22 protein-coding genes are annotated in these 21,645 nt (G+C 70.3%); 14 read left to right on the top strand and 8 right to left on the bottom strand.

Annotated elements, in window-relative coordinates; translation table 11 throughout:
• Nucleotides 1–13 precede the first annotated feature (13 nt).
• The 10 genes from nadA (at nucleotide 14) to A2790_RS07880 (ending at nucleotide 6,571) form a co-directional block, all read left to right on the top strand.
• Complete coding sequence (nadA, locus tag A2790_RS07925) at nucleotides 14–1,099, top strand: quinolinate synthase NadA (RefSeq protein ID WP_293389621.1); 1,086 nt, start codon at nucleotides 14–16, stop codon at nucleotides 1,097–1,099.
• Nucleotides 1,096–2,619: an L-aspartate oxidase gene (locus tag A2790_RS07920; protein WP_293389810.1), complete on the top strand. Its 1,524-nt coding sequence runs from the start codon at nucleotides 1,096–1,098 to the stop codon at nucleotides 2,617–2,619. The genes nadA and A2790_RS07920 overlap by 4 nt, the downstream gene beginning before the upstream one ends.
• Nucleotides 2,616–3,470, top strand: coding sequence for a carboxylating nicotinate-nucleotide diphosphorylase (nadC, locus tag A2790_RS07915; protein WP_293389618.1), 855 nt, complete (start codon nucleotides 2,616–2,618; stop codon nucleotides 3,468–3,470). The genes A2790_RS07920 and nadC overlap by 4 nt, the downstream gene beginning before the upstream one ends.
• A 53-nt stretch (nucleotides 3,471–3,523) precedes the next feature.
• Entirely contained in the window at nucleotides 3,524–3,736 is a 213-nt protein-coding gene (locus A2790_RS07910; protein ID WP_293389615.1) for a hypothetical protein, read from the top strand.
• Between the two features lies 1 nt (nucleotide 3,737).
• Nucleotides 3,738–3,974, top strand: a complete 237-nt coding sequence (locus tag A2790_RS07905) for a hypothetical protein (protein WP_293389612.1) — start codon at nucleotides 3,738–3,740, stop codon at nucleotides 3,972–3,974.
• Between the two features lie 105 nt (nucleotides 3,975–4,079).
• Nucleotides 4,080–4,448, top strand: coding sequence for a metalloregulator ArsR/SmtB family transcription factor (locus tag A2790_RS07900; protein ID WP_293389609.1), 369 nt, complete (start codon nucleotides 4,080–4,082; stop codon nucleotides 4,446–4,448).
• Nucleotides 4,445–4,978 carry an SRPBCC family protein gene (locus tag A2790_RS07895; protein ID WP_293389606.1) on the top strand — a complete coding sequence of 178 codons (534 nt, stop codon included), beginning with the start codon at nucleotides 4,445–4,447 and terminating at the stop codon, nucleotides 4,976–4,978. Before A2790_RS07900 ends, A2790_RS07895 begins: the two co-directional genes overlap by 4 nt.
• 44 nt (nucleotides 4,979–5,022) lie before the next feature.
• Complete coding sequence (locus A2790_RS07890) at nucleotides 5,023–5,766, top strand: DUF899 domain-containing protein (protein WP_293389603.1); 744 nt, start codon at nucleotides 5,023–5,025, stop codon at nucleotides 5,764–5,766.
• A 2-nt stretch (nucleotides 5,767–5,768) separates the two neighbouring features.
• On the top strand, nucleotides 5,769–5,996 hold the full coding sequence (locus tag A2790_RS07885; RefSeq protein ID WP_293389601.1) for a hypothetical protein: 228 nt from the start codon (nucleotides 5,769–5,771) through the stop codon (nucleotides 5,994–5,996).
• 47 nt (nucleotides 5,997–6,043) lie between these two features.
• Nucleotides 6,044–6,571 (top strand): Rid family hydrolase, encoded by a 528-nt coding sequence (locus tag A2790_RS07880; protein ID WP_293389598.1) that lies wholly within the window; start codon nucleotides 6,044–6,046, stop codon nucleotides 6,569–6,571.
• Between the two features lie 3 nt (nucleotides 6,572–6,574).
• On the opposite strand, the gene A2790_RS07875 is transcribed toward A2790_RS07880, so the two are convergent.
• Nucleotides 6,575–8,422 (bottom strand): methyl-accepting chemotaxis protein, encoded by a 1,848-nt coding sequence (locus A2790_RS07875; protein ID WP_293389595.1) that lies wholly within the window; start codon nucleotides 8,420–8,422, stop codon nucleotides 6,575–6,577.
• 229 nt (nucleotides 8,423–8,651) lie between these two features.
• On the opposite strand from A2790_RS07875, the gene A2790_RS07870 reads away from it, so the two are divergent.
• Nucleotides 8,652–10,073 carry a porin gene (locus A2790_RS07870; RefSeq protein ID WP_293389592.1) on the top strand — a complete coding sequence of 474 codons (1,422 nt, stop codon included), beginning with the start codon at nucleotides 8,652–8,654 and terminating at the stop codon, nucleotides 10,071–10,073.
• Here the strand turns inward: A2790_RS07870 and A2790_RS07865 are convergent.
• Nucleotides 10,070–10,756 carry a DJ-1/PfpI family protein gene (locus A2790_RS07865; protein WP_293389589.1) on the bottom strand — a complete coding sequence of 229 codons (687 nt, stop codon included), beginning with the start codon at nucleotides 10,754–10,756 and terminating at the stop codon, nucleotides 10,070–10,072. The two genes, A2790_RS07870 and A2790_RS07865, sit on opposite strands and share 4 nt — an antisense overlap.
• 95 nt (nucleotides 10,757–10,851) lie before the next feature.
• On the opposite strand from A2790_RS07865, the gene A2790_RS07860 reads away from it, so the two are divergent.
• Nucleotides 10,852–11,787 carry a GlxA family transcriptional regulator gene (locus A2790_RS07860; protein WP_293389586.1) on the top strand — a complete coding sequence of 312 codons (936 nt, stop codon included), beginning with the start codon at nucleotides 10,852–10,854 and terminating at the stop codon, nucleotides 11,785–11,787.
• Here A2790_RS07860 and A2790_RS07855 read toward each other — a convergent pair.
• Together A2790_RS07855 and A2790_RS07850 are read right to left on the bottom strand one after the other, a co-directional pair.
• Entirely contained in the window at nucleotides 11,784–15,932 is a 4,149-nt protein-coding gene (locus A2790_RS07855) for a hybrid sensor histidine kinase/response regulator (protein WP_293389584.1), read from the bottom strand. The genes A2790_RS07860 and A2790_RS07855 overlap by 4 nt on opposite strands.
• A gap of 81 nt (nucleotides 15,933–16,013) precedes the next feature.
• Nucleotides 16,014–16,565: a DUF1003 domain-containing protein gene (locus A2790_RS07850; protein WP_293389581.1), complete on the bottom strand. Its 552-nt coding sequence runs from the start codon at nucleotides 16,563–16,565 to the stop codon at nucleotides 16,014–16,016.
• Nucleotides 16,566–16,625: 60 nt separating this feature from the next.
• On the opposite strand from A2790_RS07850, the gene A2790_RS07845 reads away from it, so the two are divergent.
• Complete coding sequence (locus A2790_RS07845; protein ID WP_293389578.1) at nucleotides 16,626–17,447, top strand: SDR family oxidoreductase; 822 nt, start codon at nucleotides 16,626–16,628, stop codon at nucleotides 17,445–17,447.
• On the opposite strand, the gene A2790_RS07840 is transcribed toward A2790_RS07845, so the two are convergent.
• Complete coding sequence (locus A2790_RS07840; RefSeq protein WP_293389575.1) at nucleotides 17,410–18,384, bottom strand: cell wall hydrolase; 975 nt, start codon at nucleotides 18,382–18,384, stop codon at nucleotides 17,410–17,412. The two genes, A2790_RS07845 and A2790_RS07840, sit on opposite strands and share 38 nt — an antisense overlap.
• 418 nt (nucleotides 18,385–18,802) lie before the next feature.
• Here A2790_RS07840 and A2790_RS07835 point away from each other — a divergent pair, with 418 nt between their 5' ends.
• Nucleotides 18,803–18,982: a hypothetical protein gene (locus A2790_RS07835; protein ID WP_293389572.1), complete on the top strand. Its 180-nt coding sequence runs from the start codon at nucleotides 18,803–18,805 to the stop codon at nucleotides 18,980–18,982.
• Between the two features lie 158 nt (nucleotides 18,983–19,140).
• On the opposite strand, the gene A2790_RS07830 is transcribed toward A2790_RS07835, so the two are convergent.
• The 3 genes from A2790_RS07830 to A2790_RS07820 form a co-directional block, all read right to left on the bottom strand.
• On the bottom strand, nucleotides 19,141–20,082 hold the full coding sequence (locus tag A2790_RS07830) for a hypothetical protein (RefSeq protein WP_293389569.1): 942 nt from the start codon (nucleotides 20,080–20,082) through the stop codon (nucleotides 19,141–19,143).
• The gene (locus A2790_RS07825) at nucleotides 20,079–20,423 is read right to left on the bottom strand and encodes a PadR family transcriptional regulator (RefSeq protein WP_293389566.1); all 345 of its coding nucleotides are present in this window, start codon (nucleotides 20,421–20,423) and stop codon (nucleotides 20,079–20,081) included. Before A2790_RS07825 ends, A2790_RS07830 begins: the two co-directional genes overlap by 4 nt.
• 102 nt (nucleotides 20,424–20,525) lie before the next feature.
• On the bottom strand, nucleotides 20,526–21,626 hold the full coding sequence (locus A2790_RS07820) for an aromatic ring-hydroxylating dioxygenase subunit alpha (protein WP_293389563.1): 1,101 nt from the start codon (nucleotides 21,624–21,626) through the stop codon (nucleotides 20,526–20,528).
• Nucleotides 21,627–21,645 lie beyond the last annotated feature (19 nt).

Genomic DNA, 21,645 nt, shown 5'->3' with positions numbered 1-21,645 from the left:
TAAGGAGGGATCCATGGCCGCCGACGGGTTCCAGTTCGCGTTCACCCCCGCTGTCGAAGCCGCCACCGCGCCGGCGTGGGAAAAGGTGAAGCGTCACGTCACGCCCATGGAATGGCGCCTCCAGGCTCCGCTGATCGCCGAGATCAACCGGCTGAAGCGCGAGAAGGACGCCGTGATCCTCGCCCACAACTACATGACGCCCGAGATCTTCCACGGTGTTGGCGACTATGTCGGCGACAGCCTGGGCCTGGCCAAGGAAGCCGCGCGCTCGGACGCGAAGGTGATCGTCCAGGCGGGCGTCCACTTCATGGCCGAGACCTCCAAGATCCTGTCGCCGGAGAAGCGCGTCCTGATCCCGGACCTGCGCGCCGGCTGCTCGCTCGCCAGCTCGATCACCGGCGCCGACGTGCGCCTGATCAAGCAGCGCTACCCCGGCCTGCCGGTGGTCACCTATGTGAACACCACGGCCGACGTGAAGGCCGAGACCGACATCTGCTGCACCAGCGCCAACGCCGTGCAGGTGGTGGAGGAAGCCGCGAAGCTGTGGGGCGTCGACCGGGTGATCCTGATCCCCGACGAGTTCCTGGCCCGCAACGTGGCCCGCCAGACCGACATCGGCATCATCGCCTGGAAGGGCCGCTGCGAGGTGCACGAGCGCTTCACGGCCGACGACATCCTGGAGATCAAGGCCGCCTACCCCGACGCCGAAGTCCTGGCCCACCCCGAGTGCCCGGCCGAGGTGCTGGAGGTCTCGGACTTCGCCGGCTCGACGGCGGCCATGAACGACTACGTGATCCAGCGCCGGCCCAAGCGCGTGGTGCTGATCACCGAGTGCTCGATGGCCGACAACGTCGCCGCCGACGCGCCGTTCACCGAATTCGTGCGGCCCTGCAACCTGTGCCCGCACATGAAGATGATCAGCCTCGAGAACATCTACGAGGCCCTGCTGCACGACCGCCACGAGGTGACCGTCGATCCGGCGATCGCCGAGCGTGCGCGCCTAGCCGTCCAGCGGATGATCGACCTGCCGCCGCCGGCGCGCCCGGCGCGCTACGACCTCGTCAAGGCGCGTCATCACGTCGACGTGGAGCTGATCTGATGGCCGAGCGCCTCCGTCACGACGGAGTGCTTGTGGTCGGCGCGGGCCTGGCGGGCCTCAGCGCGGCCCTGGCGGCTGCGCCGGCCAAGGTGCTGCTCCTCACGGAGGCGCCCCTGAACCACGGCTGCTCCTCAGCCTGGGCGCAGGGCGGCGTGGCCGCGGCGCTGTCGGCCGACGACGCGCCCGAGTTGCACGCGGAGGACACCGTCGCCGCCGGCGCGGGTCTCGTCGATCCCGAGGCCGCCCGCCTTCTGGCCGCCGAAGGTCCGGCGGCTGTGCGACGGCTGGCGGCCCTGGGCGCGCCCTTCGACCAGCGCGCCGACGGCGGGTTCGCGCAGAGCCTCGAGGCGGCCCACTCGAAGGCGCGCGTCGCCCGCGTCAAGGGCGACCAGGCCGGCCGCGCCATCATGGAGGCGGTCACGGTCGCGGCCCTGGCCGCACCCCACATCCAGGTGAAGACCGGCGCGAAGCTCGTCGGCCTGCTGCAGGACGCCACGGGCCGCATCCGCGGCGTGCTGGCGCGCATCGACGGCCAGCCGGTCGAGATCGCGGCCAAAGCCGTCATTCTCGCCGCCGGCGGCATCGGCGGCCTCTACGCCGTCACCACGACGCCCGCCGAACTGAAGGGAGAAGGCCTGGGCCTGGCGGCGATGGCCGGCGCGGTGATCGCCGATCCCGAGTTCGTGCAGTTCCACCCCACGGCCATCGACATCGGCCGCGACCCCGCCCCGCTCGCCACCGAGGCCCTGCGCGGCGAGGGCGCCAAGCTGCTGGACGGCGCGGGTCGGCCCTTCATGGCCAACTACCACCCTGCGGCCGAACTCGCCCCGCGCGACGTGGTGGCGCGCGCCATCCATGCCGAGCGCGCGGTGCGCGGCGGCGCCTTCCTCGACGCCCGCGAGGCGGTGGGGGCGCACTTCCCCGAGGAGTTCCCCGCGGTCTTCGCCGCCTGCATGGGCGGCGGCATCGACCCGCGCGTCCAGCCGATCCCCGTCGCGCCGGCCTGCCACTACCACATGGGCGGGATCGCCACCGACATGGACGGCCGCACGTCTTTGCCCGGTCTCTACGCCGCAGGCGAATGCGCCTCGACGGGCGTCCACGGCGCCAACCGCCTGGCCTCGAACTCGCTGCTGGAAGCCGCCGTCTTCGGCGAGCGTGCGGGCCGCGCCGCCCGCGACGAGCGCCCGGCGAGCGGACCCTACGCCGTCGTGACGGCGCCCGAGCTGCCGGACGAGGCGCTGCAGACCCTGCGCCAGGCCATGAGCCGCGAGGCCGGCGTGGTCCGCGACGCCGAGGGCCTCGGCCGCCTGATGTTGCTGATCGGCGACCTGGAAGCGCGGCATGGCCGCGCCGCCTCGCTGGCCGCCGCCCGCCTGGTGGCCGCCTGCGCCCTGAACCGGCGCGAGAGCCGCGGCGGCCACTTCCGCGCAGACTTTCCCGAAGCGGCGGCGCCGGACCGCACCTTCGTCACCCTCGACCGGATCGACCCGGCCGGCCTCAGGTACGCAGCGGAATGACCATCGAACCCTTGCCCGACCTGCTGGTCGCGCCGATCGTGCGCGCCGCCCTGGCCGAAGACCTGGGGCGCGCCGGCGACATCACGGCCCAGGCCTGCGTGCCGGCCGACGTCCGCCTCACCGCCGACTTCGTCGCCCGCCGCGGCGGCGTGGTGGCGGGCCTCGCGTGCGTCCGCCTTGCCATGGCCGAGCTGGACCCCAGCGTCCGCATCGACCCGCTCAGCGCCGACGGCCAGGCCGTGCCCGCCGGCACGACCCTGGTCCGCGTCAGCGGCTCGGCCCGGGCGATCCTCACCGCCGAGCGCACGGCGCTGAACCTGCTGGGCCGCCTCTGCGGCATCGCCACCCTCACCCAGGACTTCGTGGAAGCCGTCGCGGGCACGAGCGCGAAGATCACCGACACGCGCAAGACCACGCCCGGGCTGCGCGCCCTGGAGAAGTACGCCGTCCGCTGCGGCGGCGGTACGAACCACCGCTTCGGCCTGGATGACGCCATCCTGATCAAGGACAACCACGTGGCCGCCTGCGGGTCCGTCGGCGAGGCCGTCCGCCGGGCCAAGGCTTTCGCCGGCCACCTGGTCAAGGTGGAGGTCGAGGTCGACAGCCTGCTGCAGCTGCGTGAGGCGCTGGCCCACGACCCCGACGTCATCATGCTCGACAACTTCACCGTCGACGACATGCGCGACGCGGTGAAGCTGGTGGATGGGCGCATCAAGCTGGAAGCGTCGGGCGGGATCACCCTCGACACCGTCCGCGCCTTCGCCGAGACCGGCGTCGACGTGATCAGCGTCGGGGCCCTCACCCATTCGGCCAAGGTCCTGGACATCGGCCTCGACGCCGTCGACGCCTGACGAAACCAACCCTCGGCCCGCGGGTTCACCTCTCCCAAGAAGAGGAGGAGCCCATGGCTTCCAAAGCGCCCCCCATTCCCCCGGAACAGCGCGCCTCGCCGGGGGAGAAGCCCCACATCGAAGGCGCCGACATCGGACGTCGCGACCGGGTGACCGGCGCCCAGTCCGAGCAGCCGGGCGACGATGACGTCAACCTGAAGTCCCAGGGCCGTCACGGCAACATCGCCCAGAACACTACCCATCAGGGCAACGTCCAGGACCGCTGACATGCCGGACAAACATCCCAACACCGACCGATGGGGCGGCCCGGGCGCCAGCCACGAGGACCGCTCAGAACCTCAACCCAAGGACCCGCCCTTCGGCGGCCGTGGTCCCGAGGAGCCGACGAACACCCAGTTCAGCGGCGTGTCCGGCGGTGGCGGCGAGCGCGATCGCCACCATGCCCACGACGCCAAGGGCAAGCGCGACACCGAACAGAACAGCCGCCAGCGCGCGAAGCACTAGGCCACCCCGGCCGCGGACCACCCCCAGGTCCGCGGCCGACGGTCCGCGACAAAATCCTCAACCGATCGGTTGACAATCCGCGCGGCCCCCAACACATTCAACCTCATGGTTGAATTACATTTCACCCCGGACTCGGCTCGACTGGACGCCGTCTTCCACGCCCTCGGCGACCCCACGCGGCGCAACATGCTCCGCGATCTGGCCTCCGGGCAGCGCACCGTGGGCGAACTCGCCGCGCCGTTCGACATGTCGCTGGCCGCGGCCTCCAAACACATCCGGTCGCTGGAAAAGGCGGGCCTCGTCCGTCGGACGATCCGCGGCCGCACCCACGTCTGCCGCCTCGAGCCCCGCGCGCTCGCCGACGCCCACCAGTGGATCAGCTTCTACGAGCGCTTCTGGAACAGCCGCTTCGATGTCCTCGAGGATCTGCTGCGGCGCGCCGACACCCCCGATCCCCAAGGAGACGAGCAATGACCGACGCCACGACCGTGAGCGCCTACGGCGAGCTGATCGAGCCCGCCACCGTGCGGATCCAGCGCCTGCTCCCCGGCCCGATCGAGCGGGTCTGGTCCTACCTCACCGACAGCGACCTCCGCGCCCAATGGCTGGCGCGCGGCGATATGCCTATGCAGGTCGGCGGCAAGGTCGAACTGGTCTGGCGTAACGACGAGCTGAGCGGCCGGCACGAGGATCGCCCCGAGGGTGTCGCCGAGGAGCAGCGCATGCAGTGCGCGGTCACCCGCCTCGACCCGCCCCACCTCCTGGCGATCAGCTGGGGCGAGCGCGGCAGCGAGGTAACCTTCGAGCTGGAGCCGCAAGGGTCGGAGGTGATGCTTACCCTCACCCACCGCCGCCTGCCCGACCGCGCCAGCCTGCTGGGCGTGTCCGCCGGCTGGCACGCGCATCTCGACGTGCTGCAGGCCCGGATGCGCGAGGTGGCGCCGCCCTCATTCTGGAAGGCTTGGACCGGCCTCCGGGCCGAGTACGACAAGCGCCTTCCGTAACCCCTGCCCGTTCCTCGAAACCTTCCAAGCGCAAGAGTTCACTCATGAATACCCCTCCGATCGTCTCGCCCGAGGCGTGGGAAGCCGCGCGTGCGCAGCTACTCGTGAAAGAGAAGGCGATGACCCGCGCCCGTGACGCGCTGGCCGCCGAGCGCCGGCGGATGCCCTGGCTCGCCGTCGAAAAGGACTATGTCTTCGAAGGCCCGAACGGCCCGGCAAGGCTGGTCGACCTGTTCGACGGCCGCCGGCAGCTGATCGTCTACCGCGCCTTCTTCGAGCCGGGCGTGCTCGGCTGGCCCGAACGCGCCTGCCGCGGCTGCTCACTTGTGGCCGATCAGGTCGCCCACGTCGCGCACCTGAACGCCCGCGACACCACCCTCGTCTTCGTCTCCCGCGCGCCCCAGGCGGACATCGCCGCCCTCAAGGCCCGGATGGGCTGGACGATGCCCTGGTTCACGATCACCGACAGCTTCGACGCCGACGTCGGCGTGGCCGAGTGGCACGGCACCAACGTCTTCTACCGCGACGGCGAGCGGGTGTTCCGCACCTACTTCGTCAACAACCGTGGCGACGAGCAGATGGGCAACACCTGGAACTACCTCGACATCACCCCCCTCGGCCGCCAGGAGCTCTGGGAAGACTCGCCCGGGGGCTATCCCCAGACGCCGACCTACAAGTGGTGGAATTGGCACGACGCCTACGAACCCCAGGCCGCGCCCGATCCGGCGTGGGTGGCGGTGTCCGACGCCGGAGAGGCCGCCTTCCGCAAAGAGAGCGCCAAGGCGTGAGAGTGTCCCGCGGCCTCGGTCTCGCAGCCGCCCCGACCTTCGCGGCCATGGCGCTGCTCAATGGGCTGGGGGCCGGGGGGCCGGCGGATCCAATCTGCTCTGCCCTGCCGGGATCTCCCCTGGGCGGCATGACGGCCATGTACCTGCTCATGGCCGCCTTCCACCTGGGCCCCTGGCTGGACCGGCCCCGGCGTCGTTCGTCGGGCCACCTGCGGCCTTCGTCGCATTAACGAGGTGTCATTGGCCCAGGCGCGCGGCGACGGCGTAGCCTGGGCCCATGCTCAAGCCAGCCCTTCTCGCCGCTTTCGTAGCGGTCGCCTCCGCCGCCCACGCGCAAGACCCTGCCGCGGGCTACCCGAAGCTGATCCCCGCCCCCGGCGGAGAAGTCGTGATCCCAAGCGCCGGCGCGCAGCAGGCCTATGACGGGTTGAAATACGCCCCCGCGCGGCGCGCCGGGGATTTCCTCTACATCTCAGGTGTGATCGCCGGGCCCCGCGGCGCGGCGGAGCGCGACGGACCGGCCTTTACCGAACAGACCCGCCGCGCCTTCCGGGCGATCGAGGCGATGCTGAAAGCCGAGGGGCTGACCTTCGCCGATGTGGCGATGATCAACACCTTTCACGTCTGGGACGGTCCCGGCTTCAAGGGCACGCGCGACGAGCAGTTCGCCGCCTTCGCCAAGGCCAAGGACGAGTTCATGGCTGCGCCGCACCCCGCCTGGACGGCGGTCGGCACGACGGGCCTCCTGGCGGACGACGGGGTGGTGGAGATCCAGATGATCGCCTACGCACCCCGCAATCGGTGACCGTCAGCTCGCCTTCTTGAACTGCACCGCCTCGGCTTCCACGGGGCGGCTGCCGGCGCCGGGGTGCACCTTGAAGGCGCTGATCAGCTGGCTGAGGTCGCGAGCCTGGCGCAGGAGCGTGTGGCTCGCCGCGGTGCTCTGTTCGACCATGGCCGCGTTCTGCTGGGTGGTGTGGTCCATCTGGTTGATGGCCGTGTTCACCTGACCCAGGGCCGACGACTGCTCGCGCGCCGAGGCTGCGATCTGGGTGACCAGCTGGGCGATCTGGTTGAACTGGTCGAAGATCTGCTGCAGCGCCTCGCCCGTCTGGCCGACCAGCTCCACGCCGGCGCCCACGTGACGGGTGGAAACGCCGATCAGCGTCTTGATCTCCTTGGCCGCCTCCGCCGAGCGCTGGGCCAGCTGCCGCACTTCCGAGGCGACGACCGCGAAGCCCTTGCCGGCGTCACCGGCGCGCGCCGCCTCGACCCCGGCGTTCAGCGCCAGCAGGTTGGTCTGGAAGGCGATCTCGTCGATCACCCCGATGATCTGGCCGATCTGGTTCGACGACGAGGAGATCTCGTCCATGGCCGAGACGGCGCGTCCGACCACGTCGCTGCTGGCGTCCGCGCTGGCGCGGGCCTCGGTGACGACTTTGTCCGCCTGCTGGGCGCCTTCCGAGGTCTTGCGAACGGTGGCGGTGATTTCGTCCAGCGCCGCGGCCGTCTGTTCCAGGCTGGCGGCCTGGGCCTCGGTGCGGCGGGCCAGGTTGTCGGCCGCCTGGCTGATCTCGCCCGACCCTGCCGACATGGCGTTCGAGTTCTCCTGGATCTTGCCCATCGTGCGTTCCAGGTTGGAGACCGCGCTGTTGAAGTCGTTGCGCAGCTGCTCGTACGAGCCGTTGAAGGCCGTATCGATGCGATAGGTGAGGTCGCCGGCCGACAGGCGCGACAGGCCCTGGGCCAGGGCCTGCACGACCGCCGTCTGCTCCGCCTGGGTCCGGGCGCGTTCGGCCTCGGTGGCGGCGCGTTGGCGGGTCGATTCCTCCCGGGAGACCTCGGCCTCGCTTTCCAGCCGCAGGCGCGCCAGGGCGCCTTCCTTGAAGCTGAGCACGGCCTTGGCCATGTCGCCCACCTCGTCCTTGCGGTCGGCGGCCGGCACCACGACGTCGTTGTCGCCGGCAGCGAGCTTGCGCATGATCTGGGTCATGGCCCGCACGGGCGTGGCGATCGAGCGGGACAGGATCACGCCGCAGACCGCCGCCAGCACGCCCAGCAGGATGACCCCGCCGATCAGGCCGAACGTCACGCGCTGCATGGCGCCGGCCTGCGCAGCCGCCTCCCGCTCCTGGGTTTTGGTCGCCGCCTCCTCCAGGGCGCCCAACGCGTCTTCAACCGGCGAGATGGCCTTGTCCGCGACGCCGTCGTTGCTCACCAGCGCGACGCCTTGCTCGCGCGTCATCGGGTCCGATCCCAGCGCAATGCCGATGTTGAGGGCCACCTTCTCGTAGTTTGCGAACGCCGCGTCCGCCTTCTTGACGATCGCCGTCTCTTCCGCGTTTCCGGCCGTCAGCGTGCGCAGCGCCTTCATCGCTTCGAAGAACTTGACCTTGTGGGCCTCGTTGATGCGCTTGACGTAGTAGGTGTCGCCCGACAGCAGGAAGCCGCGCAGCGAGTTCTCCTGCCGCGCCAGCCGGAAAGTGGCGTCCTGGGTCGCCGACAGCACCTGCCGCGCGCGTTCGGTGCGGGCGGCCGACGCAGCCAGTTCCGCATTCGTCAGGTAGAGCCCGAGACCGCCGGCAGCGATCGTGGCCAGCATTCCGGAGAAGACCAGGATGAGCTTCGCGGAGATCGAAACGTTGCTGAATTTCACCTTGAGTCCTGTCGGTCGAGAGGTGGAGCAGTTCAACCCAACACTGCTCGGCGTTTACTACCTCCCGATTAAGGACCCGCCTGAAAGGCTGGGACAGTATGTCGCAGACCTCAGTTTTCCCTCGGGAATTCGGATATTCACGTTCTGGTTGTGACGATGTTGACCAGCAGTTCACCTCTGCGATCTTAAGGACGTCACGAAATTGTCGCGGACAAAGGGTCCTCCTCCAATGAGCAAGCTACTGCGAACGTCGGCGCTCGCCGTCCTGATCTCGAGCGCCTCGGCGCCGGCCCTGGCGCAGACGAGCGACGAGCGGATCGCAGCCCTCGAAGCCAAGATCGCGGCCTTGACGGGAGAGCTGTCGGAACTGAAGGCCGAGACCCAGAAGGCCAATCAGGAGGTGAACAAGAAGCTCGGCGCCACCGCCACGCTCTCCAACGGCCGGCCGACCATCACCAGCGCCGACGGCAGCCAGAAGTTCGCCCTCCGCGGCATCGTCCAGTTCGACGCGGCGGCCTACGACAGCCGGAACACCCCGCCCGGCGCAACGGACCTGAACTCCGGCACGAACTTCCGCCGCGCCCGGCTGGGCGTCGAAGGCACGGTGGCCAAGCACTGGAACTACGTCCTGACCGCCGATTTCGGCGGCAGCGGCACGGAGGGCGCCCAGCTCAACGCCGGCTATATTGAGTACACGGGCTGGAAGCCGGCCGACGGGGTGAATGCCCGTCTGCGCATCGGCGCCTGGGCGACGCCCACCGGCCTGGAAGACGCCACGAGCAATACTGAGGGCCTGTTCCTCGAGCGCGCCGCGGTTGCCGAGATGGTGCGCAACCTGGCCGGCGGCGACGCCCGGTCGAGCGTCGGCGCCCTGTTCAACGGTGAGCGCTGGTACGCCTCGGCCGTGCTGACGGGCGGCCTCGTCGGCGGCTCGGGCGAGTTCGACGAGCAGGCCGGCTACCTCGGCCGCATCGCCCTCAACCCCATCGCCGGCAAGGACTACGCGATCCACGTGGGCGCCAACGTCCAGGGCGTGTTCGAGGTCGCCGACACCGGCGCCGGCGCAGCCAAGGTCACCCAGCTGCGCCTGCGGGAACGGCCGGAACTGCGCGTGGACGGCACGCGCCTGGTCGACACCGGCGCCCTCGCCGCCTCGGGGCTTACGGCCTACGGCCTCGAACTGGGCGCCCAGTACCGGAACCTGCAGATTTCGGCGGAAGCCTTCCGGGTCGACCTGGACCGGATCGCCGCTTTCAACCCCAGCTTCGACGGCTGGTACGTCCAGGGCGCCTGGACGATCACGGGCGAGAGCCACGGCTGGAACAGCGCGTCGGGCGGCTTCAGGGGCGTCAAGCCGGCCAAGAACTTCAACCCGGCCGACGGGACCTGGGGCGCGTGGGAGATCGCGGCGCGCTACAGCGTCCTCGACCTCAACGACCGCGCCGGCTCGGCCGGCGCGGCGGCCCCGGCCGGCGGCGTGCGCGGCGGCGAGCAGACCGTCGCGACGGTCAGCCTCAACTGGTACCCGAACGCCGTCTACCGCTTCCAGGCCCAGTACCAGCGCGTCGACGTCGACCGCCTCAACGCCACCGGCGTCGAGGTCGGCCAGGACGTCGACATCGTCTCCCTGCGCAGTCAGTTCGCTTTCTAGGCGGGCTGCAACCGGCCTGCCGCCTCGGCCGCCGCCTCCGCGCGGCCGTCGATGGCGGCGGCCATCCGGGCCTTCACCGCCGCCAGAACCTCCGGCCGCGCCAGTTCCGGACGCCCGGCGTTGAAGGGCGGGGCCGGCGCATATTCGAGGCCGAGCTGGATCGCTTCGGCGTAGTCCCGCCCGGCGAGCTCTTCCAGAAGAACCAGGGCGAAGTCGATACCCGCGGTCACGCCGCCGCCGGTGATCACGTTGCCGTCCCGCGCCACGCGCGCCTCCGACACCCGGGCGCCGAAGCCCGGCAGCAGCTCGCGCCAGGCCCAGTGGGTGGCCGCTTCGCGCCCCTGCAGGAAGCCGGCCGCCCCCAGGATCAAGGAGCCGGTGCACACCGAGGTGAGATACGTCGCGCCCGCGCCCAGCCGGCGGACCTGCGCCATGAACGCCTCGTCCTGCATGGCCTCGGTCGTGCCGAAGCCGCCCGGGATGCATAGGACATCGCAACGCTCGATCTGCGCCAAGTCGGCCAGCCTGGTGAAAACCAGGCCCTCCGCCTCGATATCCTGGCCGCCGAGCGAGGCGACGATCACCTCCGCGCCTGGCGTGCGGACCAGCACCTGGTGCGGTCCGGTGAAATCCAGGTGCGTGACGCCCGGGTAGAGCACGAACACGATCTTCAGATTGGCCATCGGCGCCTCCTGCAAGTTGAGGCCTGGACCCTAGGCTTGGCGCGGTCTGGCCGAAATGCCATAGTTCCCGCGCTTCCTGCCAACGGAACACCGCCATGGCCCGCCGTATCGCCCTCGTGATCTTCCCGGGCTTCCAACTGCTGGATGCCGCCGGACCGATCGCCGCCTTCGAGATCGCCGAGCGCTACCGGCCCGGCAGTTATGACTTGGCCGTCCTCGCGCCGGGCGGGGGCCAGGTGACATCCTCCGCGGGCGTGGCGTTCGCTGCCCAGCCGCTGGCCGAGGGGCCGTTCGATACGATCGTGATCTCCGGCGGCGACGGCACGCGGTCGCTGAAGGAGCTGGGTGAGATCATCCGCTGGCTGAAGCACGTCACCGCGCGCCGGCGGACGAGCGTCTGCTCCGGCGCCTATGTCCTGGCGGAGGCGGGGCTGCTGGATGGTCGCCGCGCCACGACCCACTGGAGCCGGACCGACGACTTCGCCCGCCGCTACCCGCGGGTGAAGCTGGACGCCGACCGCATCTTCATCCGCGACGGCGACGTCTGGACCTCGGCCGGCATCACCGCCGGGATCGACCTCGCCCTGGCCCTGGTGGAAGATGACCTGGGCGCCGACGTCGCCCGTCGCGTGGCGCAGCAGCTGGTGGTCCATCAGCGGCGTCCGGGCGGGCAGAGCCAGTTCTCGGCCCTGGTCGAACTGGGCGGCCGCTCAGGCCGCTTTGCCGAGTTGATGGACTGGATGCGCGCCCACCTGGGCGAGGCCTTGACCGTCGAGCGGCTCGCCGCGGAAGCGGCGATGAGCCCGCGGAACTTCGCCCGCGCCTTCACCGCCGAGACGGGGACGACGCCGGCCAAGGCGGTCGAGCGACTGCGCCTGGAGGCGGCGCGCACGGCCGTCGAGACCGGACACGCGCCCATCGACCGCGTGGCAGAAGCGGCCGGCTTCGGCGACCCCGAACGGATGCGCCGCGCCTTCCTCCGCGCCTTCGGCCAGCCGCCCCAGGCCCTGCGCCGGGCCGCGCGGGCCTAGCCGACCTCAGCGACCGGCAGCTCCGCCTCGTCTGCACTGCGCCGCCCGATCCAGCCGGCCACGACGCCTGCGAAATGGTCGATGTTGATGGGCTTTGAGATGAAGTCGTCCATCCCGGCGGCCAGGCAGGTGTCCTGGTCCTCGGCCGTGGCGTCGGCGGTCATGGCCAGGATGGGGGTCCGGGCCCCCGGACCGTTCGAGGCCCGGATGCGCCGCGTGGCCTCCAGGCCGTCCATCTGCGGCATGTGCACGTCCATCAGCACCACGTCGTAGGCGCCGTTGGTCACCGCCTCCACCGCGTCGGCCCCGTTGGTGACGGTGTCCACATCGCAGCCCATGGCCTGCAGCACCGTGACCGCGACCATGGTGTTCACCGGATTGTCCTCGGCCAGCAGAACCCGGCCGGAGCAGGCCACCGCTTCGGCCTCCTCCACCGCCGCGGGACGTGCCGCGGACTCCGCTGCCCCGCCGCCGAGCAGGCTCTCCAGCGCCTCCACCAGCACCCGCCGCCGCACCGGCCGCGCGAGCGCCGCGTCGGCGTCCAGGGTCTCGAGGTGGCTTTCCGAGGCGTCGTCCAGGCCGATGATCAGCACGACGCGAACGTCCCGCCGGGCCGACCGGGCGCGCAGCACCTCCACGAGGCCGGCCTTGTCCTCGCCCGCGAGGTTGGCGTCGGCCACCACCACGTCGAAGCCGGCCGCCGGATCCGCCAGCGTTGCCAGGGTGGCGTCCAGCCCCGGAGCGTCCACGATCTCGGCGCCTTCCCGCTCCAGGGCGTCGCGGGTGGCGCGCCGGGCCTCCGCCAGGGTCCGGGCCACCAGCACGCGCCGCCCCGCCAGCCGGCGCGCCGGGGCCGGCGGCTGGTCGGCGGCGTCCTCCAGCGGGACCTCGAACCAGAAGATGCTGCCACCGCCCGGCCGGTCGGCAACGCCGATCTGGCCGCCCATCAGTTCCACCAGCTGCCGGCAGATCGACAGCCCCAGGCCCGTCCCGCCGAAGCGCCGGGTGATCGAGTTGTCCGCCTGCTGGAACTTCTGGAACAGCCGCGTCTTCGCCTCGTCCGGCACGCCTGTCCCCGTGTCGGCCACCTCGAACCGGAAGCGGCGGCCGTCGCTCTCGCCGGCGTGGGCGGACACCGAAACCAGGACATGGCCCTGCTCGGTGAACTTCAGCGCGTTCGACAGCAGGTTCAGCACCACCTGCCGCAGGCGCACCGAGTCGCCCCGCACGAGCGCCTGGGCCTCCGGCTCCACCCGGCACACCAATTCCAGGCCTCGCTCCAGCGCCCGCGGCGCCAGCAGTTCGACCGCATCCTCGACCAGGGTCTCGAGGTCCACGTCGACCGCTTCCAGGTCGATCTTCCCGGCGTCCAGCTTCGAGACGTCCAGGATGTCGTTGATGATCACGAGCAGGTTTTCGGCGGATAGTTTCACCGACCGCGCGAAGGTCTGCTGTTCGGGCGACAGGTTGGTCCGCAGCAGCAGCGCGTTCATGCCGATGACGCCATTCATCGGTGTGCGGATCTCGTAGCTCATGTTCGCCAGGAACTCGGACTTGGCCAGCGCGAGCGCCTCGGCGCGGGCCCGGGCCCCGGACAATTCCACCGCCTGGGCCTCCAGCACCCGGGTCTGTTCCTGGAGCGCCTGAGTCCGCTCGTCGACCTGCCGTTCCAGCTCGGCGCGGCGCCGCTGGAGGTATCCGGTCCGGCGCCAGACGATCAGCGCCACCAGGCCCGCGAGCGCCAGGGCGACCGCCAGCTTGGCCCACACCGTCTGGTGCCACGTCGGCAGCACCTTGATGGGCAATCGCAGCACCTCTGGCGTCCACCGGCCCGACAGGTCGGACGCGCGCACTTCCAGGAGATAGCGGCCGGGGGACAGGTTGGTGAAAGCCGCGACGCGGCGGCCCGCGCCCGTCTCGGTCCAGTTGGCCTCGCCGTGCATCCGGTAGGCGTACCGGATCCGCTCGGGCGCGGTGTAGTCAAGCGCTGCAAAGCCCACTTCGAAGCTCTGGGCGCCCGCCGGGATGCGCAGGGCTTCGTTGGGGCCGAGCGCCAGGAACGGATTGCCGCCGACCCGCTCGCCGCCGATCCGCACGTCCGTGATCGCGAGCGACGGTCGTGAAGCGACCGGCCGCACAAGGTCCGGATGCACGAGGGCCAGGCCCCCGCGGCCGCCGAACAGGATGTGCCCGTCCTGCGTGATCGTCCCGGAGTCGGTCCAGAACGTCGAGATCGCCACGCCTTCTGCGACGCGGAAGGCCTGCACCTTCAGGGTCTTCGGGTCGATCATCGCCAGGCCGCTGTCGGTGCTGATCCAGATGCGGCCGGCGTAGTCTTCCACCGCACGGTTGGCGTTGCTGTTGGGCAGGCCCTCGTCGAGGCTGATCTGCCGGAACTGCCGCGGGCGGCCGGGCTCGGCCGGCAGGCTGACGGCCACCCCATGCCCGAACGTCGACACCCAGAGTCGGCCGGCGCGGTCGACCAGAAGGCTGGCGATATAGCCGTCCGGCGCGTCGAAGCGCTCGACCGCACCCGTCGCCGGGTCGTAGCGGTTGAGACCGTTGAACGTGCCGATCCAGGCCTTGCCGTCCCGGTCCTCGGCGATCGCGCTGACCCGCCGGTCGCTCAGGCGCTGCACGGGCACGGTGAAGCGCGCCGCGAGTTTGTCCCCCGGTCCCACCCGATAGGCCCAGGCGCCGTCCGGCCCGCCGATCCACAGCCTGTCACCCGCTCGCGTCAGGGCTTGGACCCGCGCGTTCGGCTTGCGTCCGGGCATCTCGATCCGTCGCGCGCGCCGGGCATTGGCGTCCGCGCGGTACAGGCCCTCATCGGTGCCGATGAAGACATCGCCGCCTGGGGCCGCCGCGAACCCACGCATCGACGTCCTCGGCAACGCCCCCGCCACGCCGGGCTGCGGCGCCACATGGACGAGGCTGCCGCGCCGGGGGTCGATCAGATCGACGCCGTCGCTGATATACCCGGCCCACACGCGACCATCCGGGGCGGAGTAGAGCGCCACCGGGTTCTTCTGGGACAGGGCTGCCCCGGACGCCCGCCCGCCGAAGAGGGTGGCGAACGCCGGCCGCCGCGGATCGTGGCGTGTCAACGAGCTGTTGGTGGCGATGAACACCAGGCCGTTCGCATCGCGATGCACGGCGCGAATGTTCTCGTCCGCGTACAGCAGGCTTCCGTTGCCCAGCCGCAGCTTCCGGCCCTCGAGGGTCGCCGGATCCACGGTGAACATGCCCTCGTCATAGGCGCCCAGCCACATCTCCTGCGGCGAGACCTCGACGATGGCACGGACGCGCGGGCCCCGTTGAGCCGCGGTCGCGTGGCCTACCGCTCCGATCGGGGTCACCCGGCCCGTGGCGGGATCCAGCACGAAGGCGCCGTGACCGTCCGTGCCGATCCAGAGCCGTCCGTCCGAGCCCATGGTGAGGGCCACCACCGAGGGCGCCTCGCCGCGGGACGGCAGCCTGACAGCGGTCAGGGCGCCGTCCGGCGTGCGCCGCAGCAGGCCGCTAGGCGTCCCGATCCACAGGCGGCCCGCACGGTCCTGGGCCAGGGCGGCGACGCCCGCCGACAGCATGTCCACTGCCCCCTTCCGGCCGTCCACTCGGGTGACCGCGCCCGTCGCCGGGTCCAGGAGGTCGAGGCCGGCCTCGGTGCCGACCCAGAGCTTGCGGCCGCCTGCATCGGCCAACGCCGCCACGCTGACGTGCCCCAGCCCCTTCGGCCCCGCCGCATAGGTGATGAAGCCGTCGGTCCGGGGATCGTAGAGGGCCAGGCCTGCCGAGGTGGTCCCGACCCAGAGCCGGCCCGCGGCGTCGGTGTGCAGGACCTGCACCTGGCTGTCGGGCAGGTGCCCTGCGCCTCTCTGCTCGGCGGTGAACACCCGGAACTGCGCCCCGTCCCAGCGCGCCAGGCCGTTCTGGGTGCCGAGCCACAGGAAGCCGCGGCCGTCCGTCGCCAGCGCCATGGGGATCGCCGAGTTGGGAAGCTGGTCGTCCTGCGCGATGGGGGCGATCACGCGGGTGGCGAGGTCGTGCCAGCGATCGGCGCCCGCGGCCTGCGCGGGCGTCAGCGCCGCCAGGGCGAGCGCGGCGATCCAGCCGGCTCGTTTCCGCAGAGGTCCAGGACGCATGCCGCTCACTCACAACTCGGGCGATTGAGCAGAAGACTACGGGCGCCTGAAAGAAACCGTTACCGGCGGCCGCCCCTCGGGCTACTTGCCCCCGCCTGTCCCCTGGCCGCGCAGGATCCGAAGGCTTTCGTTCTGCCGCTTGATGATGCCGAGCATTTCGCGATGCCGCATGGCGTCGACCTTGTCGTGCAGGTGCATGATCTCGAGTTCGGCCCGCAGGTTGACGATGTAGTCGTGCTCCGCAGCCTTGCGGTCGCGCTGCGCGGCGCGGTTCTGGCTCATCATGATGATCGGCGCCTGGATCGCCGCCAGGGTCGAGAGCATCAGGTTGAGGAAGATGAACGGATAAGGATCGAACGCCAGGCCGAAGCCCCGTGTCACCACGTTCCAGGCCATCCAGCCGAACAGCACCACGCCGAAGCCGATGATGAAGGCCCACGAGCCGCCGACCGCCGCCACATTGTCGGCCAGCCGCTCGCTCGGACGGCGATCGTCGTGCTTCAGGCTGGCGTGGAGGTCCGTCGGCGCCTCGGTCGATATGAGATCGATCACGCTGCGCTGCACCGGGCTCAGCGCATCGTAGGCGCAACCCAGCAAGTCCTTCGCGAGCTGTTCTCGCGCGTCGATAGCCATCGGTCTTCCCTCTCCGCATCGGCCGCGGTGTATTCGGCGGAGCTTCAGGGGGACTCAGGCATGGCGGCAAGCGGCAAGGCGCAGGCCAGCGGTCGGCGAACGATCTTCATCACCGGGGCGGCCAGCGGCATCGGACTGGCGACGGCCAAGCGTTTCGCCCACGGCGGGTGGTTCGTGGGCCTGGCGGACATCGACACGAAGGGCCTTGCGACCGCGCTGGCCGCCATCGGTCCGGACAACGGCGTCGCCAGCCGGCTGGACGTTCGCGACCGCGGCGCCTGGAAGCGGGAGCTGGCCGCCTTCGCCAAGGCGACCGGCGGCCGGCTGGACGTGCTGGTGAACAACGCCGGCGTCGCCAAAGGCGGCTATCTCGAGGCCCAGACCCCGGACGAGGTCGACCTGCAGGTGGACGTGAACCTCAAGGGCGTCCTGAACGGCTGCCGCGCCGCGTTCGACCTCCTGGCCGCCACGCCGGGGGCCCAGGTGGTCAATGTGGCCTCCGTGGCCGGCGTCGTCGCCGTGCCGCGGGCCAGCGTCTACACCGCCACCAAGTTCGCCGTGCGGGGCTTGTCGGAAGCGCTAGACGCCGAGTTCGCGCGGGTAGGCGTAGGCGTCCGCTGCGTCATGCCCTGGTTCATCGACACGCCCCTCCTCGACAAGGCGCGCTTCTACGGCAACGAGGACCTGCGGGTCTCCCTGCGCGAGCAGAAGATGGCGGTCTACCCCGTGGAGGACGTCTCCGAAGCCATCTGGTCGGCCGTGACCCGCAAGCCGCGCCTACATCACCTCGTGGGCGGGCAGGCGCGGCATGTGGGATGGCTGAGCCGCCTCGTACCCGATCTCGTCAGGAAGCGCCTGCGACAGCAGGTTGAGGCGATGTGAGCAGGGCGGCTTCGGCGGGCTTGGCCGAGGCCGCCGCCGGCTGGGCCGCCTGCGCGGCCGCCGGCTTCCCCTGCGTCGTTGCGGCGGGGGTCGAGGTCGCCACGGGCTCCAGCGAGTCGGCCACGGCCTTCTCCATCAGAGCCGGCATCAGCCGCAGTTCGGGGACGTGGGCCCCCTCCTCCGACGTCAGCACCGCCTGCTGCACCATGGGCGTCTCCGCCGGCGCCGCGCGGAGGCGACGGGGCGAGAAGCGGTAGAAGACGTGCGTTCCGACATTGGCGACCCGCAGCATCTGAGGCGCCCAGGCCGGCGAGACGGCCGTCGTATGGAAGTGGGTTGCCGAGCCGATCTCGGCCCGGAGCGCGCCGGAAAGGGCGCGGGTGGCGATGTCGCGGGCCCGGTTCCACGCCAGGTTCTCCCGGCGCTTCCGCATCGATCCGTCGCAGGCAAAGCTGAACTGGCAGCCAGAGCGGCCGGCGCCCTGGAACACCACGGCGCAGACGCTCTTCGGATAGGCCGGATGCTTCACCCGGTTCATCACCACCTGGGCGACGGCGGCCTGGCCGCGGGCGCTTTCGCCGCGGGCCTCGTAATAGACGGCCTCGGTCAGGCAATCGAGGTCTGCGCGACGGCGCGCCTTCGCGGCCCCGCGGTCGCTGTCGAAGCGATCCGACACGGTCTGCGCATCCGCGCCGGCCTTGAACGCGTAACGTTCCAAGCCAAACCGCAGTCCGGGCGCGCCAGCCTCGGGGCGCGAACCGGCATAGCCGCTGGCCGCGGCCTCGGCCATACGCAACTCGTGCGTATGTTCGACAGCTTCGCCGGACATGCCGGCGGCGAGAAAGACGGCGCCCAGGCCCAGGCCGACGCCTGCGCCCGCCAAAGCGGCGCTAATCGGCGCACGCCATGCGGCGCGCACCTTGGTGCTGAACTTCAAAACGGGAACGGTCCTCAGCGGCGAGGGCAGATGCGCCCCCCAACTCATTGACGCCGCGGTCGCCCCTGCTCGTGCTGGTAGCGTCCGCCGGCAGGCCTGGCCCGAGATCCGTGTTGGGCGAGGCGACGGCAAATGGTGAAGGGTGTATGAATGCTGGAAGCGCTGCTGGCAACACTTTTTTGCGTCGCAGCATTAACGGTCGCAGCTTCGCCGAGGCTGGGATAACGTGATCTGCGCGGGCAGAACGCTGACAACACACGGCAATTCACGACGGTTCCGGTTCCAGGCGATCTAGTCTTCACCTAACCGCGAATTCTTCTGCAAGGATCCTCGTTTACCTTATTGCTTCGCACACGAACCTTAAGCGGAACCGTAGCGCACCCCAGCTGTTCTGTAGGCGCACACACGGAGGGTTCCCATGCGCGTCCCGCTCATCCTGCTTTCGGCCACCGCAGCGCTGGCGCTCTCCGCCTGCGGCCACAACGTCGAACAGCGCGCCTCGACGGGGGCGATCGCAGGCGCGGTGGTGGGCGGCCCGGTCGGCGCGGCCGCTGGCGGCGCGATCGGCGCCGCCGTCAGCAAGGGCGTCGACAAGTAGACTTATCCGCGGCGCCCTGACGCATCTGGCGCAGCTTCCGGCTCGTACCCATCTCGAGGACGATGGGAGGGCGCGAATGCGCAATCTTCTACTTGCAGTGGCCGCCCTGGTGGGCGTCCTGATGATGGCCGCGAACGCCGTGAGGGGCTTCTAGCGCCTTACGCTGACGCGCGGCTGGTCAGGCCGTCCTGGCGCAGGCGCCATGCCTCGATCGCGGCCCGCGCCACGAACACAGCGATGGCGATGCCAAGACCGACCCGCATCCACAGCTCGAAGATCGCCTGCGCCTTGCCGGCCGGACCGCTCACGATCAGGAACCGCTCGGCCTGGATCACACCCAGCAGGATCGCCGCACCCATCATGCTGCGCCAGATCACCATCCACCGGACGAGCTGGACGCGGTCCGGCCGCAGCAAGGCCACGACGTTGGAGGCGAGCTCCACCACTAGATAGGCCACGATCCACCAGAAGAACCGCTGCCAGACCGGCGCCATTTCGACCTGCAGGCCGATATCGCCGAAGACGTCCCGGAAGTGGATCGCGCCCGTCCACCAGAGCAGGAAGACGATCCCCATTCCGAGTTCGGTGAGGAGCTCGAACCGCGAGGCGCGCTTCCCCTCCGCGGGCGGCAGGCGCTCGGGCCGCCACCGGGCCATCTTCTGCGGATCTCCGAACCGCTCGATCAACGCGAACACCAGGGTCACGACCCCGAACGCGAACACCATCGTCGAGATGGGCGAGCCCAGCCCGTTGGCGCTGAGGGCGCCGCCGCCGATGAGCTTCACGACGATCAGGATCACGTACACCGCGGCGATCACCACCAGGGTCGCCTTCATCGCCGCCCACCAGAACGGAAAGACCTGCGGCCCGATCAGGTGCTGGGTCTTGCGATAGCGGCCTGCGACCACGAGCGGGTTGCCGAACTCCACAAGCATGGCCCCGGTTTCGGCCTCCGTCATCGGCCGCCCCAGGCCCTCCTCGCGCGCCTCGACGCCCGACATCAACTCGTCGCGCAGTTCCGCCACGATGTCGGTGCGTTCGCGTTCCGGCAGGTCCCGGGCGATGGCCGCGAGGTAGCGGTCGATCAGGTCATGGGTCATTTCGGCGCTCCCCTCAGGATCGCGTCGACCGAGGCGTTCAGCCTGGTCCACTCCTCCACCAGCCGCCCGAGCACGACCCGGCCCTCCTCCGAGAGCCGGTAGAAGCGCTTGTTCCGCCGCTCCTCCACGCGCCATTCGCTGGTCAGGAGGCCCTGGTCCTCCAGCCGGCGGAGCATCGGGTAGAGCGCCCCTTCGTCGATCTCCACACCTGCGTCGGCCAGGGCCTTGCGCAGGGTGTAGCCGTAGTGCTCGCCGCGGAGCTGTCCCAGTACGGCCAGGATCAGCGACCCGCGCCGAAGTTCCAGCCGCAGCGTCTCGAAGATGTCGGCGTCGTTCGGCATCGCGCTGTGCGTCATACACTGTGCGGTACACAGTGTCTATCGCATACTATGTGCCAAACAGTATTGAAGGGTGCCGCACCCGCTGCAGGGCGGCCGCGGCGCCTACTCCGCGGCCTCGGGAATCATCGCGGTGAGCTTCTCCGCGAAGCTCTTCAGACAAACCTCCGACGGCCCCAAGGGCCCTGAAACGTAGCCCGAACTCTCCATGCCATCCTGCACCCGCTGGATCAGCACCGTGTCCTCGGCGTTGACCTGCCGGTTGATGCGCCAGTTGAGGTAGCGGGCGGCCTTCACCTCCCGCCGGGCGTCGGGGCGGACATAGGCGATCTCGCGGATCAGGGTCTCCGTCGGCGAGATCGGGATGAACTGCATGAAGTCGATCTGGTCGGGATAGACGTCGAACGCCACATTCGGCCACAGCTTGTAATAGTTCCACCGCCGCTGATCGCGCCCCTGCAGATGGTCGAACTTCGGCAGCAGGGCCTGGTAGTTGCGCTCCACCCAGTTGGGCGACGGCGTCTCGGTGATGTCGCCCCACATCTTGTCGACCCAGGGCGCGGCCTCGATGCCGTAGCTGGCGCCGAACAGGCGGGTCAGGCCCGGATGCGCGACCGGGATGTGCAGGCTGTCGGAATAGTTGTCCGAGATGTTCTTCCAGTTCACCGACCGCGGACGCAGCGTCACTCGGCCCTGGGGCTGGAGGTCGGGCGGGCAGTGCGGCGCCAGCTCGTCGGCATAGGGCGCCATCATCTCGGCCACGCTGGGCAGGCCGCTCTGGAAGCGCACGAAGATGAAGCCGAGGAATATCTCTTGTTCGATGGGCTTAAGGCCGTACTCGACGGGATCCAGCCCGTCGAACCCCTGCCAGCGCGGCACGTGCGCCAGCCGCCCGTCCAGGCCGTAGCTCCAGGCGTGATACGGGCAGACGATCCGGTGGCCGCAGTTGCCCTGGTTCCCGTCCGCCAGCCGCGACGCCCGGTGGCGGCAGGCGTTGTGGAAGCTGCGCACCTGCCCGTCGTCGCCGCGAACGGTCAGCACCTTCTCGCCCAGGAAGTCGAACGCCTGGTAGTCGCCCGCCTCGGGGATGTCGTTCAGGTGGCACACGACCTGCCAGGCGGTGCGGAAGATGGTCTCCCGTTCCCGCTCGAAGAAGGCCTGGTCGGTGTACATCCAGGCGGGAAGGCTCTGCACGGGCGTGTTCATCGCGGCACTTGTTCCACGC

The sequence above is a fragment of the Phenylobacterium sp. RIFCSPHIGHO2_01_FULL_69_31 genome (assembly GCF_001824475.1).
Lineage (GTDB): Bacteria > Pseudomonadota > Alphaproteobacteria > Caulobacterales > Caulobacteraceae > Phenylobacterium.
Note: the sequence above shows the minus strand (reverse complement) of the source record. Positions and strands in the feature narration are given on the sequence as shown.